Here is a 16172-nt window from a genome sequence, read left to right as displayed (position 1 = left end):
CCGCCCGCCGCGGCCCCCCCGCCGTCCCCTTACCGCGGGGGCGCTGTGTGTTAAGCCGGCCGGCGCCCCACCCGCATCCCGGGGGGGCAGGGCGAAGGCCCTGCCCGCGGTTCTCGTCCCGGCGGCGGTGTCAGGCCGTCCGCGCACTCTCGCGCCGGGTCGCGCGCAACGCGTCCGCGGTCAGCCGCAGGGTCCGGTGACGGGCCGGGCCCGCCAGCTCGTACGGCGTGACCATCACCTCGTCCACCCCCAACTCCGCGGCCAGCGCTTCCAGTTCGGCGGCCACCCTGGCCGGCGCGCCGCGCACCACCTGGTTCTCCTCCAGGATCCGCAGGGCGAGACGGCTCGACCGGACCGCGGCCGACAGGTCCTGCGGACCGGCCAGCAGCGCGGAGGTCCGCAACGCCAGCGCCTCGGCCTCCTCGTTGGTCTCGGCGCACACCACGTTCACCGCGGCGACCAGATGCGGCCGCCCGCCGTCGGGCCCAGGCTCGAACGCGGCCCGGTACCGCTCCAGCGCGGCCCGCCGGCACTTGGACCGGCCCAGATGATGCCCGTACGCGAACGGCAGTCCCCGCTCCGCGGCGATCCGGGCACTGCTCTCGCTCGCGCCCAGGACGTGCACCTCGGGCGGTGTCGCGGCGGCCGGGGCCACCCGCAGGGCGTGGAAGCGGCGGCGGTCGGGCCCGCGTCGGCGCAGGAAGCCCAGGAGTTCGTCGACCTGTGCCGGGAAGTCGGCCGTGCCCCGGGGATCGCGGCGCAGGGCCGCCTCCAGCAGGCCGTCCGCCGCCGGACCGGCCAGCGAGCGGCCGAGGCCCAGGTCGACGCGGCCGGGGTGCAGCGCGGCCAGGGTGGCGAACTGCTCGGCGACGGTGAAGGGCGGGTGGTTGGGCAGCATGACGCCGCCGGAGCCGACCCGGATCCGTTCGGTGAGTGCGGCGATGTGCGCGATCAGCACGGCGGGCACTCCGCTCACCGTCCGCTGCGAGGAGTGGTGTTCGGCGACCCAGATCCGGTGGTAGCCGTGGGCGTCGGCGATACGGGCCGACTCCACCAGGTCCTGGACGGACTGCTCGGCGGAGGTCCCGGGCAGCCGGGCCCCCATCTCGAGCACGGACACGAGGAAGCGGGCCGGGCGTTGCTGGGCCATGGTCATGAGGCGCTCCGGGATCACTCGGGTGCGGAGGGCGGCTCAGGGGCGGAAGCCGCCGCCGAAGTACAGCAGCGGTTCGTCCTGGGTTCCGTGCGCGGCGTCGAGCACCGACCCGAGCACGACGGAGTGGTCACCCCCGTCGTGGACGGCGGCGACGGCGCACTCCAGCCAGGCCAGCGCACCGCACAGCAGCGGCGCGCCGGTGAACCGGCCGCGAAAGGTGTCGACCGCGTCGAACTCACGCCCCGCGCGCGGGCGTCGGCGATCGGCGAAGTGCCGGGCCAGCCTGACCTGCCCGGCACCGAGGACGGACACGGCGAAGCGGCGCTCCTGAAGCACGGCCTCGTGCAGCCGCGCCGTGCGCGCCACGCAGACGAGCACGAGCGGCGGGTCCAGCGCGACCGACGTGAAGGAGTTCGCCGTCATCCCCCGCGGCGCCTCACGGCCCGCGGTGAGCACGGTCACCCCGGTCGCGAACCGGCCGAGGACCCCGCGCAGCCGGTCCGGCGCGAGGGCCTCGGCGCTCCCGGTCGTCGGCGCCGTCATGAGCGGGCGGTCCGTTCCGCCGGCCGTACCCGGCGGGCCGCGGCGGTCAGGCGCAGCGTGCGGCAGCGTGCCGCCCCGGTCAGCTCGAAGGGGGCGATCATCAGCTCGTCCGCGTCGAACTCGGCGACCAGCGCCTCCAGTTCGGCCGCCACTCTGGCCGGGGCGCCGTGTACGACCGCGTACTCCTCCAGTGCCTCGCGGGCCAGGGACTCCTCACGGGCGGGGGACTGCGGACCGGCCGGCGCGAGATCGGAGTGCGCGACGACGTAGGCGGCGGTCCGCAGGGCCAGGGACTCGGCCAGCGCGTCGGTCTCGGCGCAGACCACCTGTACGGAGACGAGGAGCCGGGGCCGTGCGCCGTCCGGCCCCGCCCGGAACTCCGAGCGGTAGCGGGCCACCGCCGAGGGCCGCCTGATGGTACGGCTGAGATGGTGGCCGTAGGCGAAGGGCAGACCCCGCTCCGCCGCCAGCCGCGCGCTGTTCTCCCCGGCGCCCAGGACATGCACCTCGGGCACGCCCGCGGTGTGCGGGGTCAGCGGCAGGGCGTGGAACCGATGCTGCCCGGGGCCTCGGTGGTGCAGGAAGCCGAGCAGCTCGTCGACCTGCTCGGGAAACCGGGCGGACGCGTCGGGCGCGCGTCGCAGGGCGGCCTCCAGCAGCCGGTGGCCCTGGGTGGATCCGCCGGAGGAACGGCCGACTCCCAGGTCGATGCGGCCGGGGTGGAGGGCCTGGAGGGTGGCGAACTGCTCGGCGACGGTGAAGGGCGGGTGGTTGGGCAGCATGACACCGCCGGAGCCGACCCGGATCCGTTCGGTGAGTGCGGCGATGTGCGCGATCAGCACGGCGGGAGCGCTGCTGGCGCTCTTCCCCGCGGCGTGGTGCTCGGCCACCCAGACGCGGTGGTAGCCGTGCGCCTCGGCGGTCCTGGCCACGTCGACCACGTCCTGGACGGCCTGCTCCGCGGTCGTCCCCCCGACATGTCCGCCCCGTTCGAGCACGGAGAACGCGACGCGCGACAGGAGAAGGTCCACGGACTGTGCGGAACCGGTCATGGCTCACTCCGGGCTTGCTCGGCGGGGTCTGCGGTATCGGAGGGATCTGCGGTACCGGAGGGATCGGCGGTCCGGGCGCGCTCCGGCGTGGGCAGCGCGAGGGCCAGCAGCGCGAGCGCCGCGAAACCGGCGCCGAGGACCAGGCCGGTCACCGGGAGCGAGAAGGCGACCAGCAGGGTTCCGGCGGCCAGCGGCGCGCAGGGTTGCAGCAACTGCACCACGAAGTCGTTGGCGGTGGTGACCCGGCCGTAGATCTCCGCGGGGATCGTGGTGGCCATCACCGAGACGACGGCTGCGTTGATGGCGGGGACGAGCAGGCACATCGCCGAGAACGCGGCGACGAAGGCGAGTGTGCTGCCGCTCGCCCAGGCCGTGACCAGCAGGACGGCGGCGACCGCGGGACCGGTCGCGACCAGCACCGGCAGGGGCAGCGTCCGCTGGAGGCGGGGAGCGGCGAGGGAGCCGAGGAGACCGGCGAGGGCGGCGGTGCTCAGCGCCCAGCCGACGGCCCGCGCGCCGCCCGGTTCGCGGCCCACGCCGAGCAGCAGGGCGGAGCCGAACATGGTGAACGCGACGGTCAGCCCGCTGAAGATGACGGTGGAGCGGCGCAGGAACCGGTCGCGGGCCAGGTGCCGCAGCCCCACCGTCAGCTCCTGCCAGAAGCCGGGCGGCGGCCCCCACCGCACGGCGCCCTTCGCGCGCGGCGTTCTGCCGGGCGCCGCCCGGACCGTGCGGGAGGTCGCCGCGATGCAGACCGCCGACGCCAGGAAGGTCACGGCGTCCACCGCGAACGGCAGCGCCACGGACACCCCGATCAGCAGCCCCGCCGTGGCCGGCCCGGCCATCTCGGCCGCGTAGGCGCGAGCCTGGTTCAGGGACACGGCCGCCGGGATCTGCTCGGGCCTGACGACCTGCCGGATCAGCTGGTACTGCGACGGCTTGAACACCTCGGAGGCGCTCACCGACACCACCACCGCGATGAGCGCCAGCCACAGCGGCAGCGGCCGCGCCAGCACGCACAGCGTCAGCGTCACGACGACCGCGAGACGGACGAGGTCGGCGCCGATCAGCAGTCCGCGCTGGTCGAAGCGGTCGCTCGCCAGCCCCGCCGGAATGCGGACGAGAAGCCCGGCGGCGGCCAGCACCGAGCCGACGAGGGCGACGGAGGTGGTCGGATACCCGGCGGCCAGCAGGGCCAGCGGCAGCGCCACCGCCGACATCGAGGAGCCGAAGCCGGACAGCGCCTGGCCTGCCCACAGCAGCCGGTAGTCGCGGTTGTGGCGCAGCACCCCCGCCCGGCCCTGTGCCGCCGGGGCCGTGGCCGTCATCCGGCACCTCCCGCTCCGGGCGGCGGAGCCGACAGGTCGTCGAGGACGAAGTTCCTGTTCGTGCGCAGTCCCGGCGCGGCGTGCCGGAGCCGGTCGAGGAACAGGGCGACGCCCGCCGAGCCGGTGGCCAGGTCGCAGCTTTCGCGCAGCGCCTGCTCGCCGGGGAAGACGATGCCCTCCGGCCGCCGTACCGCGTGGCACAGCACCGACTCCGCGGCCCGCTCCGCGTCGCCGAGCAGCTCCGGGTCGCCGAGGAACTCGTAGGCGTCCAGCAGGGCGTTGCCGATGCCGCTGACGCCGTGGAACAGCTGGGTGAGGCCGGTGTACTTGCGGCGGATGTCGGGGAGGAGGCGCTCCGCCTCCTTGCGCAGCCGCTCCTCACCGGTGGCGTCCCAGTAGCGCAGCAGCGTGGTCAGCACGCCCGCCGTGCCCTCGTCCCAGTAGTGGCGGCGCACCGGTGGGCCGTCGCCGTCGTGGAACGAGGGGAAGGACAGCACCCCGCTCAGCGAGGGGAAGGCGAGGCCCAGGTCGAAGTCCAGTGCGGACAGGCCGAGTTCGAGCGTCGCCTCGTCGCCGGTGGCGGAGTGCAGCGCCAGCAGGAAGAGCGCGACGCCGCAGGCGCCGTACCCGTAGCCGACCGGCACCCGGTCGGCCGAGTCGGTCCAGTGCGCCTTGCCGCCCTCCCGCCGGGCCGTCGCCGCCAGCCGGTCGCCGATCTCCCGGGCGCGGTCGAGGAACTCGGGCAGCCCGTGGTCCCGCCACAGCCGCAGACAGGCCATGCCGTGGCCCGCCGCGCCGGTCAGGACGCCGGGTTCGGTGTGCAGCAGCGGGTGCCCGCCGGCCTCGCGCAGCAGCCGTACCGCCTGGTCGCGGTGGCCCAGCGCGGACAGGGTCCAGGCCGCGCCCGCGGCGCCGTAGTACAGGCCGGGCGGAAGCGCGTCCTGATGGGTCGGACGGGTCAGGGACCACGCCAGGAAGGCGTCCGGGACCTCCCGCCCCAGAGTGTGCAGCGCGTACAGACAGCCGTAGGCGCCGTGCGCCAGCGAGAGCCCGTTGGTCTCGAACACCAGGACGTCCGCGGGGAAGAGCCGGTCCGCGCGGGAGGTGTCCGCGGTGTTGCCGAGGTAGTCGACGACGCCGTCGAGGGTCTCGTCGATCCGCCCGTGCAGCCGCGCGGTGCGCTCCGGGTCGGGCAGACGCCGGCCGGCCAGCGGCGGCGACTGCCGCCAGGCGGTGGCGAAGGGCAGCCGGGCGATCCGCCGTCGCAGTTCGACCGGATCGGGCAGGCGCTCGTCCTCGCTGTAGAGCTCCTCGACCAGGGAGACCAGCTCCGGCGGCAGCGCGAGGTCCTCGGCCAGCTCGGCCAGCACCCGCAGCGGCACCTCGTGGTCGATCATGTCGTTCTGCTGGCAGGCGATCATGGTGCCGAGCATCAGTCCGCCCAGCGCGTAGTAGTCGGTACGGCGGTCCCCGCGCCGGGCGGTCAGGGCGCGCCGGGTGACCATGCCCGGAGTGCACAGACCGGCCCCCCGGTCGACGCCCTCGTGGAAGGCCGACTCCAGGTCGATGATGCGGATCCGGTCGTCGGCGGTGATCATCACATTGGTGGGGGAGAGATCGCCGAGCACGATGCCGCGCTCGTGGCACACGGCGACGGCGTCCGCGATCTGGAGCCACAGCCCCTGCAGCCGCCGGTAGTAGTCGGACAGCCGGGCCGGTGTCGGGTCGAGTTCGAAGACCGGGTTCTGGGTGGTGGTCAACCGTCCGAGGTACTCGTCGCCCACCCACTCCTCCACGAGGTACGAGTGCTCCCACTGCCGGAAGAAACCCAGCGGCCGCACGAAGTACCCGGTGTCCGCGAGCTCGACCAGCAGGTCGTACTCGTGGCGCAGCAGCTCGACGGCGTCGATCCCCTCCGGTCCGATCTGCACGCCGGGCCGGGCCTCGCGCAGGACGACATCGGCTCCGGTGACGGTGTCGACAGCGCGGTAGATGCCACCGCGGTTACTGAACATCAGGGCGCTCGAGATCTCGTACCGCTCGTTCAGCAGCCGGGTGCCCTCCGCCTCGGCCGGCGACGGGCCGGCCGGGGGACCCTGCCCGGTCACGGGGTCGACCGCCCACGGGGGCATGCTCCAGTAGGGCGTGCGCAGATCGCGCACCAGGGTGCCGTCGGGTGCCTCGATCAGCAGCTCCAGCAGGCCGAGCGGCTGGAGCCGGAAGCGGCTGGTGAATCCGCCGTAGCGGTACGAGACGACACGTGAACCCGGATAACGCCGGTCCGACAGCACATACGGCCCGTCGAACCCGCTCAGCGCCTCGGTCAGGGCGCGGCCGACGGCGTGGAAGGTGTCGTCGTCCGGCGGGTAGACGGTGATGAACTTCCCGCTCGACTCGCGGGAGAAGGACTTGCTGTTGAACTCGAGCACCTCGGCGGGGTCCACGAGGAACTTGAACCGCACCCCGGCGTCGCGCAGCACGGGCAGGCTGCGCCGCAGGGTGTCGGCGCTGGTGCGGGAGGTGGCCGAGACGTGCAGCTTCCAGCCCTGGCCGAGTTCCGGGGCGCCGGGCGGGTCGGCGACGAACCAGTGGCCGAAGCGCCGCAGCCGCCAGTCGCCCGGCATCCGCGCGCGGAACGCGGCCAGATGGGTGCTGTCCGGCCGGCGGCTGCTCGCGCCCTCGAACCAGCGCGGGTGGTACTTCAGGTAACGCAGCATCGTGTCCCAGGGCAGCTGCATGCCTGCGGGCTCCTCTCGTCCGGGTCCGGCCGTTCACGTCCGGTCGTGCCTGTCCGCTCGTCCACGTCCGGCCGGCCCGGTGGCGGACCACCACCGGGCCGGCCGGACGCGGCGTACGTCAGGGGGTCACATGCACGTCGAGCCGAGGCAGGAGCTGCAACTGCCCGCGGCCGGGGCGTCGATGCCGGTCTCGTCGTCGATGCTGATGCCCTGGAGCCCCAGCACCTGCTCGGCGGAGTGCGCCTCGACCTCCGGCGCCTCCTCGGTCTCCGCACTCTCCACGGTCTCTGCGGCGGTGGGCTCGAGTTCGTCGGCCATGGTGAACCTCCGATGGGCTTCGTCGGGCCGGCCGGCGATCGCCGACCGGTGCACCCGAAGCTAGGGCGGCGGGACCGGCGAACGGTGAAGTGCTGGTATGCGAGCGGTATATGCGCCGCTCGGTGACACATCACGCGGAGCGCGACACGGCAGCGGCTCCTGGGACGCGTCGGGAAACGACGGCTCCGAACGGCCCGAGGAACATCCCTTCCTCGCGCCCCGCCCCGCACAGCACAGCTCGACCGGCCGACCGTTCTACCGGCCGACCGTTCTACCGGCCGACCGTGCCGGCTGTTCGGCGCTCCGTGCCGCCGGGCGAAGACCACCGCGCCGGTGAGCCCGGCAGACGCGGCCGCGGACTCCGGGCGCCGTCCACGAGAGGGTCGCCCCTGGCTGCCCGGCGCGGCCCGTCCTCCAGCAGGAGCGGAGCGACCGGCCGCTCCCGGATCGGATTTCCGCCGCTCGGGGAAGGGCCGGCGGAGCGGCCGCGCCTCTGGACCACGCCTCCGCACGGCCGTCGACGACGGCACGCCGGGCCGCCGGGACGGCGCCCCACCGCTTGAGAACGCCTGCGGACAGGCAGACAGTGGAATGCATGAGCCGTCACCGAAGTCCGCGACGCAGGGCGCCGTGGATCGTGGGTGGGGCAGCCGTCCTCGTGGCGGGTGGCCTGGGGACCTGGGCGCTGACGGCGTCGGACGGCGGCGCCCCCGAACCGGCGCCGTCGGCGTCGAGCGACCTGTCCCTGCCCACGCTCGACCCACTGCCCTCCGCGACGTCCTCGCCGAGAACCTCCGGTACGGCGTCTCCCACCCCCACGGAGACCCGCGCAGCCCCCTCCACGGCGACGGGCGGGCACCCCACGTCCCCCAGCCACCGTGGGACGCCTGACCGCGCCCCTTCCGCCGCGCGGCCTTCAGCCGTGCCGAAGACGACCTCGACGCCGGGACGGTCCGAAACGCCGGGACGGTCGGAGAAACCGGGACGGTCCGAAACGCCGGGACGGTCGGAGAAACCGGGGCGGTCCGAGCCGCCGGTGCGGTCCGAGCCGCCGGTGCGGTCCGAGGCGCCTGCCCGGTCACCACAGCCGTCGCTCACCGCGACGGCACCGCCGCGACGCACGCCGAAACCGACACCGACGCCGACTGTGTCCGCCCTGCCCTCTACCCCGGTACCCACCCTGTCCACGGCCCCGGTACCCGCCCCGCCTACGACCCCGGTACCCGCCCCGTCCACGACCCCGGCCCCCGCACAGTCGCCGACGGCCGGAGACAGCCCGGCGGCATCGACGGTCTGGTACACGTCCTCCGTCGCTCAGGCCGCTGCTCAGCGCATGGCCGCCTCAGGGACGGTGGGTGACCCGGCGTGCTCCCTGTCGGCTCTGGGCGACCCCGCCCCCGAGCTGGTGCCGCCGGTCGGTCGAATCGGTGTCGGCACCTCCGGGAACTACTGGTGCCTGATCTGGTAGCGGTCGTCTCGTCCCGCTCTCCGTGCACTCCACCACCAGGGGCGGGCCGGACCGTGTGCCCGGCTACGGCGTGCCCGGTGCTTTGCGGGCCACGTAGACGGTGTTGGTCGAGGTACCGCCCTGCAGGGGGTTGTCGAAGTCGACGACCTGGGCGGTCGCTTCTGCGAAGACCGTCGTGAGCACGGAGGTGAACCGCTCGTCGGGCGGGTCGTTCGACCACAGGGCGAACACCCCGCCGGGGTGGAGGTGTTCGGCGAGGGCACGGAGCCCGGCGGGTTCGTAGAGCGCCGCGTGGCTCGGGTGGAGCACATGGCGTGGTGAGTGGTCGACGTCCAGCAGGACGGCGTGGAAGCGACGGCCCGGATTCTCGGGGTCCAGGCCGCCGGGGTCGGCGGCCAGCGCGAAGAAGTCGCCGTGCACCAGGCGGCAGCGGGCGTCCGAGGTCAGCCGGGCTCCGAGGGGTACCAGGTGCCGCTGGTGCCAGTCGATGACCTGGGCGAGCGCATCGATCACGGCCAGCGAGCGCACCCGGGGGTCGTCCAGGGCCGCCTGGGCGGTGTAGCCGAGCCCGAGTCCGCCGACGGCCACGTCCAGTTCGGGCCGTCCGGTGTCCGGCAGCTCGGCCAGTCCGAGTTCCGTGAGCGCGATCTCGCCGGCGGTGAAGAGGCTGGACATCAGGAACTCGTCGCCGAGCTTCACCTCGTACACGTCGTCCCCCGAGACCGGGTGGCGGCGGCGCCGCAGACTGATCTCGCCGATCGGTGTCGGTTGCCAGTCGATCTCCTCGAAGCGCAGGCCCATCCGTTCACCTTTCTGTCGTTCGTGGATGCGTGGGCGCCGCTGCCGGCGCGGGAGCGGGGCCGGGGCGGCGGGCCCGGTCAGGCGTCGATGATGACGGGGATGATCAGCGGCTTGCGGCGGTGCGTGCGGAACGCCCAGTTGGCCACGGCGCGGGCGACGAGCTGTTCGAGCTGGTGGGCGTCGCCGACACCTTCCTGTGCGGCGTTGGCCAGCGTCTTCTCGATGACGGGGATGACCGGCTCGAAGGTGGTGTCGTCGTGGACGAAGCCGCGGGCCAGGAAGTCGGGGGCCTCGGCGAGGGCGCCGGTGTCGGCGTCGACGATGGCCACGACCGTGATGACGCCCTCCTGGGCGAGGGTGACCCGGTCCTTGAGGGACGCCTCGGTCGCGCCGCCGACTTCCATGCCGTCCACGTAGACGTTCCCGGCGGGCACCTTGCCGGTGATGGAGGCGCGGCCGTCGACGAGGTCGACGACGACACCGTCCTCCGCGATGACGACCCGGTCGGGGTCGACGCCGGTGCGGATGGCGAGGTCGGCGTTGGCCCGCAGGTGGCGGAACTCGCCGTGGACGGGCATGACGTTGCGGGGCCGGACGATGTTGTAGCAGTAGACGAGTTCACCGGCGCTCGCGTGGCCGGAGACGTGCACCTTGGCGTTGCCCTTGTGGACGACGTTGGCGCCCCACCGGGTCAGGCCGTTGATCACCCGATAGATGGCGTTCTCGTTGCCGGGGATGAGGGAGCTGGCGAGCAGGACGGTGTCGCCCTTGCCGATACGGATCGCGTGGTCGCGGTTGGCCATCCGGGACAGGGCGGCCATCGGCTCGCCCTGGGAGCCGGTGCACACCAGGGTGATCCGGTGGTCCGGCAGCTTCTCCAGTTCCTTGGCGTTCACGACCAGGCCGGACGGGACCTTGAGGTAGCCGAGGTCGCGGGCGATGCCCATGTTGCGGACCATGGAGCGGCCCACGAAGGCGACCTTGCGGCCGTGCTGGTGGGCGGCGTCCAGGACCTGCTGGATGCGGTGCACATGGCTGGCGAAACTGGAGACGATGACCCGGCGCGGGGCGGTCCGGATCACCTGTTCGATCGCGGGGTTCAGCTCGCGTTCGGAGGTGGTGAAGCCGGGGACCTCGGCGTTGGTGGAGTCGGTGAGGAAGAGGTCCACACCCTCCTCGCCGAGGCGCGCGAAGGCGCGCAGGTCGGTGATCCGGTCGTCGAGGGGGAACTGGTCCATCTTGAAGTCGCCGGTGTGCAGCACCAGCCCGGCTCCGGTCCGCAGGGCCACCGCGAGCCCGTCCGGGATGGAGTGGTTGACGGCCACGAACTCACAGTCGAACGGGCCGAAGCCGCGCCGGTCGCCCTCGCGCACCCGCACCGTGCGGGGCCTGATGCCGTGCTCCTTGAGCTTGGCCTCCAGGAACGCGAGGGTGAGCTTCGAGCCGACGATCGGGATGTCCGAACGCTCCCGCAGCAGATAGGGCACGCCGCCGATGTGGTCCTCGTGGCCGTGGGTGAGCACGACGGCCACGATGTCGTCCAGGCGGTCCCGGATCGAGGTGAAATCGGGCAGAATCACGTCCACCCCGGGCTGGTTCTCCTCGGGGAACAGCACACCGCAGTCCACGATCAACAGCTTGCCCGCATGTTCGAAGACGGTCATGTTGCGACCGATTTCGCCGAGGCCGCCCAAGGCGGTCACCCTCAGCCCGCCTTCGGGCAGCGGCGGGGCGGTTTTGAGTTCTGGATGCGGATGGCTCATAACCTCACGTTACCGAAGAGTCCGCCGGTGGGACGCACCGGCTGCACCCTCCCGAGACCACGCGCCGCGCGGTGGCCGGCGCGACCGGTGAGGAGGAGGCGGAATCCCGGCCCGGAAAGAGGAACACGGCGCTTCCCGGCGAAATGTCCGCGCACCCGTCACGTCACGGGACAGCTCTTACCGCGGGCGGTTTTCGACCGGAATTCGAATCCCGCCCGCGATGGCGGTCGGCGGCGAGTGCCGTGCCGGAAAGTCCGTCACCGGTCCGGACGAAGTCGCACTGTCCGTTTCGTAGCCCAAGGCGACCATACGACCGGCAGGTCGAATTCCGTCAGATGCGGCGCTTTCGGGGTTGCCTCCTTTTCGTGGACCGTGCTGATCACGGCCGGTTTCCCGGTTTGCCGTGGTGACGGGAAACAGGAAACCCGTCGACCTCTCGGCACCCGGCGGCCAGTCTTCTGCCGAGAGACCGAGCACGACCTGCGACCAGGCAGGACGACCGCAAGGGGGAAACATGCGCAAGTTGTTCAGTGGGGCCGTCGCACTCGCCACCGCCGCCACGGCGATGGTGGCGCTGACCGGTACGGCCGAAGCCAAGCCGGCCGCCGACTGGGCCGGGTGTCCGTCCGGTGCCGTCTGTATCTACCCGCAGAACCAGAACCCCGCCCAGAGCCCGAGCAACATCTACTGGAGCTACGGGCCGCACAACCTGAGCAACCAGGTGGGCTGGCACTGGGTCCTCAACAACCAGACCGGTGGCGCCTCGGCGGAACTGTGCCTGAACTACGGCGGCACGAACTGCAACTACACCATCGGGAATCCTCCGAGGGGTGTGTGGGCCGACCTCACACCGGTCAACTCGATCAAGCTGAACCGGCCGTAAGGCCTTATCTCACGGGGGTACGTCCGGAATCGCGTCCGCGGTTCCGGACGTCCGTGTTTCCGCCGTACCCTCGCGCCACGCCGGTGAAAGTCTTGATCGGCCGTCACATTCCCGCAGTACTCTGGATGTCGGCCGTTTCACGGCTCATGCGCGCGACACCGGGGGATGTGGTGGGGGAGCAGCAGCACACCGGCGACCGATGTGAACCCCAGCCGATCGACGGAACCGTTCCGGACTTCCCCGCCCAGCTGAGACGACTCCGCCGGCAGCGCGGGCTCTCGCTGGCCGACATGGCCCGGGAGACGCACTACAGCAAGGGCTACCTCAGCAAGATCGAGACAGGCGCGAAGCGAGCCACCGTCGATGTCGCGCGGCGGTGCGACCAGATCCTGCGGGCCGAGGGCGGGCTGCTGCGGCTGCTGACGCGGACCTCCGAGGCCGCCGGCGAAGCCGATGGAGCGGAGAAGCCCGAGAGGCCGGCGAACCCGGAGAACCCGGACCGCGCGCGGGCCGGACGGGGCGACGGCGCCGGGCCCGCGCGGACGGAGTTCGACGGTGACTGTCCCTACCGGGGGCTGTCGGCGTTCACCGCGCAGGACGCGGGATGGTTCTTCGGACGCGAGCGCGCCACCGCCGCCCTCGTCGAGAGGGTCTTCGAACGGATCGGCGGCGGGCCCCTGATGGTCGTCGCCCCTTCGGGCGCCGGTAAGTCGTCCCTGCTCAACGCCGGTCTCGTACCGGCCTTCCGGAACCCCGGCGGCTTCCCCATGCCGGGTGCCGAGCGCTGGCCGGTGGTGGCGTTCACGCCCACCGCGCATCCGCTGGAGGAACTGCTGACCGGCTTGGCCAAGGCGCTGGACGGCGATCTCGGCGTCACCGCGGGCCAGTTACGGGAACGGCCCGAGGTCCTGCTGGAAGCGGTGCGGCGCACCGTGGACGACGGCGCCCGCGCCGACGGGGACAGACGGCCACCGCCGGTGCGTCCGGTGCTCCTCGTCGACCAGTTCGAGGAGCTGTTCACGCTCTGCTCCGACGAGGAGGAGCGACGTGCTTTCGTCCGGGTGCTGTGCGCCGTGTCGACGTCCCGCCGCCCGTCGGATCCGGCGGGCGGATCCGGCCGTGATCCGGCCGTGGTGGTCCTGGGCGTACGGGCCGACCTGTCCGGCAGGTGCATCGAACTGCCCCAGCTGGCACCGGTGTTCACCGACGGACTGTTCGTCCTGCCACCCATGTCCGTCGCCGGGCTGCGGGAGGCGATCACCCGCCCCGCCGAGCTCGCCGGACTCACCCTGGAGCCGGGTCTCGTCCCCCTGCTCCTGCGCGACGCCGGTCTGCGCGACGAACCGGGAGGACCGCCCGGCGACGGATCGGACGCCGGGCGCGCCCTGCCGGACGTCACCCCGTCCGGCGCGCTGCCGCTGATCTCCCACGCGCTGCTGACCACCTGGCAGCGGCGCGAGGGCGCCACCCTGACCGTCGCGGGGTACGAGCGCACCGGCGGGATCCGGGGGGCGGTCGCACGGACCGCCGAGGACGTGTTCGCGGGCCTGTACCCGGCCGAGCAGCAGACGATCCGCCGGATCCTGGTGCGCCTGGTCCATGTCGCCGACGGCACCGGTCCGGCCCGGTGCCGGATGAGCCGGGCCGCGCTGATGGAGCGCCCGGCCGACACGGACGGCGCCACGGCCGCCCTGGACGCCTTCGTCCGGGCCCGGCTGATCACCGCCGACCGCGACACGGTCGAGATCGCCCACGAGGCCCTGCTGCACGCCTGGCCCCGGCTGCGCGGCTGGATCGACGCCGACCGCAACGGACTGCTGATCCACCAGCAACTCGCGCACGCCGCCGGCGAGTGGGAGCGCGAGGGCGGCGATCCGTCCGCCCTCTACCGCGGCACCCGGCTGGACACCGTCCGGGCGTGGGCCGGGGAACTGGACGGCCGGAGCCGGCTCAGCGCGCGCGAGGAGGCGTTCCTGCGCGCGAGCCGGGCCGAGGAGGACGATCGGCGGCGCCAGGCCCGGCGGCAGGTCCGGCGCCGGCAGGGCACGCTGGCCACGCTGGTCGTGCTGCTGACCCTCGCCGTCGTCGCCGGAGCCCTGGCCTACCGGCAGCGCTCGGACGCGCTGCACCAGGAGAGGGTCGCCCGTTCCCGGGCCCTCGCGGCGCAGTCCGCCTCCCTGGCCGCCGGCCAGCCCGAGGAATCGCTGCGGCTCGCCGGGGAGGCCTACCGTTCCCAGGCGGCGCCCGAGGCGCGCGGCGCCCTTCTGAGCACGCAGGCGCAGCCCTTCTCGGGCCGGCTCGGCGGGCACCGAGGGCCGGTCAACTCGGTGGCGTTCGCGCCCGACGGGCGCACGCTGGCGACGGCCAGTTCCGACGGCACGGTGACGCTGCGCCGGCTCGCGGACCGCCGTACGACCGCCACCTTCAAGATGTCGGGGCGGGTGCGCTCGGTCGCCTTCGGCCCCGACGGCCGTACGCTCGCGGCGGGTGCCACGGACGCGCCGGTGCGGCTGTGGGACGCGGCCGACCACCGTACGAAGCTGGTGCTGCCGGCGAGCACCAAGGGCGCCCGGGCCGTGGCCTTCGACCCCCGGGGCCGCACACTGGCCGTCGCGGGAGGTGAGGGCACGGTCGAGCTGTGGGACGTGGACCGGCGGCGCCGCATCGCCTCCTTTACCGGTCATGTCGGGCAGGTCGACGCGCTGGCGTACGCCCCGGACGGCCGGACACTCGCGTCGGCCGGCGCCGACCGGACCGTCCGGCTGTGGGACACGGTGCGCGGGCGGCGGGCGGGCGTGCTGGAAGGGCACACCGACGAGGTGTACGGCGTGGCGTTCGCGCCCGACGGACGGAGCCTGGCCAGCGGGGGAGCGGACCGGACCGTACGGCTGTGGGACCTGGCACGGCACCGGACGACCTCGGTCCTGACCGGCCACAGCGACGACGTCAACGCGGTCGCCTACACCCCGGACGGCGCCACGGTCGTCAGCGCGGGAGGGGACGGCACGACCCGTCTGTGGGACGTGCACAGCGGCATGCAGACGCTGACGCTCACCGGCCACACCGACTACACGATGGGCGTGGCCGTGAACGCCGACGGGAGCGTGCTCGCCACCGCCGGGTTCGACCAGTCGGTGGTGCTGTGGGACCTCGGCGGGCCGGTGCTGACGGCCCGCCCGTACACCGAGATCTGGCAGTCCGCCTACAGCCCCGACGGGAGTCTGCTGGCGACCGCCGACACCGATCACACGGTGCGGCTGTGGGACGTGGCGCGGCACCGGTCCGTCGCCACCCTGCGGGGGCATCGCTCGGCCGTCTTCTCGGTGGCGTTCGCACCCGACGGGCGGACGCTGGCCTCGGCCGGCGCCGACGGCACGGTCCGGTTGTGGGACGTCACCACGCACCGTCTCCTCGACACGCTCGCCGGGCACCACGGGGACGTGTTCTCGGTGGCGTTCTCCCCGGACGGCGCGCTGCTGGCCTCGGCCGGCGCCGACCGTACGGTGCGGCTGTGGGACGTGACGGGCCGCCGCCTGCCGACCACGCTCACCGGCCACTCGGACTTCGTCAACGATGTCGCCTTCAGCCCCGACGGGCGCACCCTCGCGAGCGCGGGTGACGATCTGACCGTACGGCTGTGGGACGTGGCGCGCCGCAGGCCGCTGGCCACGCTCACCGGGCACACGGGCGCGGTACGGGGGGTGGCGTTCGGCCCGGACGGCCGGGCGCTGGCGAGCAGCGGCAACGACGGGACCGTACGCCTGTGGGACGTCCGCAGGCAGCGACCCGCGGCGGTGCTGCGCGGCCACACCGGCTCGGTGCGCGGCATCGCGTTCTCCCCGGACGGCCGCTTGCTGGCCAGCAGCGGCAGCGACCGGACGGTGCGGCTGTGGGACGTGGCCGAGCGACGGCCGTGGGCCACGCTGACCGGACACACGAACGCGGTGTGGGGCACCGAGTTCGCCCCCGACGGGCGGACGGTGGCCAGCAGCAGCAACGACGGGACCGTACGGCTGTGGAACCTGGACGTGTCGGCCCGGTTCGCCGCGATCTGCCGGCTGCGACTGTCCGCGCCGGGCGCCTCGGCGTGCTCGCCCGACTGACCGCGACCCCGGCGACCGA

General features: G+C 73.5%; 11 protein-coding genes. 3 read left to right on the top strand and 8 right to left on the bottom strand.

Annotated elements, in window-relative coordinates; all coding sequences use genetic code 11:
- Positions 1-130: 130 nt before the first annotated feature.
- From ABT070_RS31315 to ABT070_RS31290, 6 genes are all read right to left on the bottom strand, one after another.
- Positions 131-1156: an MsnO8 family LLM class oxidoreductase gene (locus ABT070_RS31315; RefSeq protein ID WP_351765481.1), complete on the bottom strand. Its 1026-nt coding sequence runs from the start codon at positions 1154-1156 to the stop codon at positions 131-133.
- 36 nt (positions 1157-1192) lie between these two features.
- Positions 1193-1699, bottom strand: coding sequence for a flavin reductase family protein (locus ABT070_RS31310; protein ID WP_351765480.1), 507 nt, complete (start codon positions 1697-1699; stop codon positions 1193-1195).
- Entirely contained in the window at positions 1696-2751 is a 1056-nt protein-coding gene (locus tag ABT070_RS31305; protein ID WP_351765478.1) for an MsnO8 family LLM class oxidoreductase, read from the bottom strand. The genes ABT070_RS31310 and ABT070_RS31305 overlap by 4 nt, the downstream gene beginning before the upstream one ends.
- Positions 2748-4079, bottom strand: coding sequence for an MFS transporter (locus ABT070_RS31300; protein WP_351765476.1), 1332 nt, complete (start codon positions 4077-4079; stop codon positions 2748-2750). Before ABT070_RS31300 ends, ABT070_RS31305 begins: the two co-directional genes overlap by 4 nt.
- Entirely contained in the window at positions 4076-6817 is a 2742-nt protein-coding gene (gene lanKC / locus ABT070_RS31295) for a class III lanthionine synthetase LanKC (protein WP_351765474.1), read from the bottom strand. The genes ABT070_RS31300 and lanKC overlap by 4 nt, the downstream gene beginning before the upstream one ends.
- 126 nt (positions 6818-6943) lie before the next feature.
- Positions 6944-7135: a hypothetical protein gene (locus ABT070_RS31290; protein ID WP_351765473.1), complete on the bottom strand. Its 192-nt coding sequence runs from the start codon at positions 7133-7135 to the stop codon at positions 6944-6946.
- A 1333-nt stretch (positions 7136-8468) separates the two neighbouring features.
- Between ABT070_RS31290 and ABT070_RS31285 the strand changes: the two genes are divergently transcribed.
- Entirely contained in the window at positions 8469-8603 is a 135-nt protein-coding gene (locus tag ABT070_RS31285) for a hypothetical protein (protein WP_351765471.1), read from the top strand.
- Positions 8604-8666: 63 nt separating this feature from the next.
- Here the strand turns inward: ABT070_RS31285 and ABT070_RS31280 are convergent, their stop codons facing one another.
- Together ABT070_RS31280 and ABT070_RS31275 are read right to left on the bottom strand one after the other, a co-directional pair.
- The gene (locus ABT070_RS31280) at positions 8667-9404 is read right to left on the bottom strand and encodes a polyamine aminopropyltransferase (protein WP_351765469.1); all 738 of its coding nucleotides are present in this window, start codon (positions 9402-9404) and stop codon (positions 8667-8669) included.
- A 77-nt stretch (positions 9405-9481) separates the two neighbouring features.
- Positions 9482-11167, bottom strand: a complete 1686-nt coding sequence (locus ABT070_RS31275) for a ribonuclease J (RefSeq protein ID WP_351765468.1) — start codon at positions 11165-11167, stop codon at positions 9482-9484.
- Positions 11168-11681: 514 nt separating this feature from the next.
- On the opposite strand from ABT070_RS31275, the gene ABT070_RS31270 reads away from it, so the two are divergent.
- Positions 11682-12050: a hypothetical protein gene (locus ABT070_RS31270; protein ID WP_351765466.1), complete on the top strand. Its 369-nt coding sequence runs from the start codon at positions 11682-11684 to the stop codon at positions 12048-12050.
- A gap of 125 nt (positions 12051-12175) precedes the next feature.
- Positions 12176-16153: an nSTAND1 domain-containing NTPase gene (locus ABT070_RS31265; protein ID WP_351765465.1), complete on the top strand. Its 3978-nt coding sequence runs from the start codon at positions 12176-12178 to the stop codon at positions 16151-16153.
- The last annotated feature ends 19 nt before the right edge of the window (positions 16154-16172 follow it).

This window comes from Streptomyces sp. NPDC002884 (assembly GCF_040295245.1).
Taxonomy (GTDB): Bacteria; Actinomycetota; Actinomycetes; order Streptomycetales; family Streptomycetaceae; genus Streptomyces.
This window is presented reverse-complemented; position numbering and strand designations above follow the sequence as displayed.

Bases quoted from the DNA above. Each gene is read 5' to 3' on its own strand.
- ABT070_RS31270 (WP_351765466.1), top strand. From the start codon at position 11,682: ATGCGCAAGTTGTTCAGTGGGGCCGTCGCACTCGCCACCGCCGCCACG.
- ABT070_RS31305 (WP_351765478.1), bottom strand. From the start codon at position 2,751: ATGACCGGTTCCGCACAGTCCGTGGACCTTCTCCTGTCGCGCGTCGCG.
- ABT070_RS31290 (WP_351765473.1), bottom strand. From the start codon at position 7,135: ATGGCCGACGAACTCGAGCCCACCGCCGCAGAGACCGTGGAGAGTGCG.
- ABT070_RS31280 (WP_351765469.1), bottom strand. From the start codon at position 9,404: ATGGGCCTGCGCTTCGAGGAGATCGACTGGCAACCGACACCGATCGGC.
- ABT070_RS31265 (WP_351765465.1), top strand. From the start codon at position 12,176: ATGTCGGCCGTTTCACGGCTCATGCGCGCGACACCGGGGGATGTGGTG.
- ABT070_RS31310 (WP_351765480.1), bottom strand. From the start codon at position 1,699: ATGACGGCGCCGACGACCGGGAGCGCCGAGGCCCTCGCGCCGGACCGG.
- ABT070_RS31275 (WP_351765468.1), bottom strand. From the start codon at position 11,167: ATGAGCCATCCGCATCCAGAACTCAAAACCGCCCCGCCGCTGCCCGAA.
- ABT070_RS31315 (WP_351765481.1), bottom strand. From the start codon at position 1,156: ATGACCATGGCCCAGCAACGCCCGGCCCGCTTCCTCGTGTCCGTGCTC.
- ABT070_RS31285 (WP_351765471.1), top strand. From the start codon at position 8,469: ATGGCCGCCTCAGGGACGGTGGGTGACCCGGCGTGCTCCCTGTCGGCT.
- lanKC (WP_351765474.1), bottom strand. From the start codon at position 6,817: ATGCAGCTGCCCTGGGACACGATGCTGCGTTACCTGAAGTACCACCCG.
- ABT070_RS31300 (WP_351765476.1), bottom strand. From the start codon at position 4,079: ATGACGGCCACGGCCCCGGCGGCACAGGGCCGGGCGGGGGTGCTGCGC.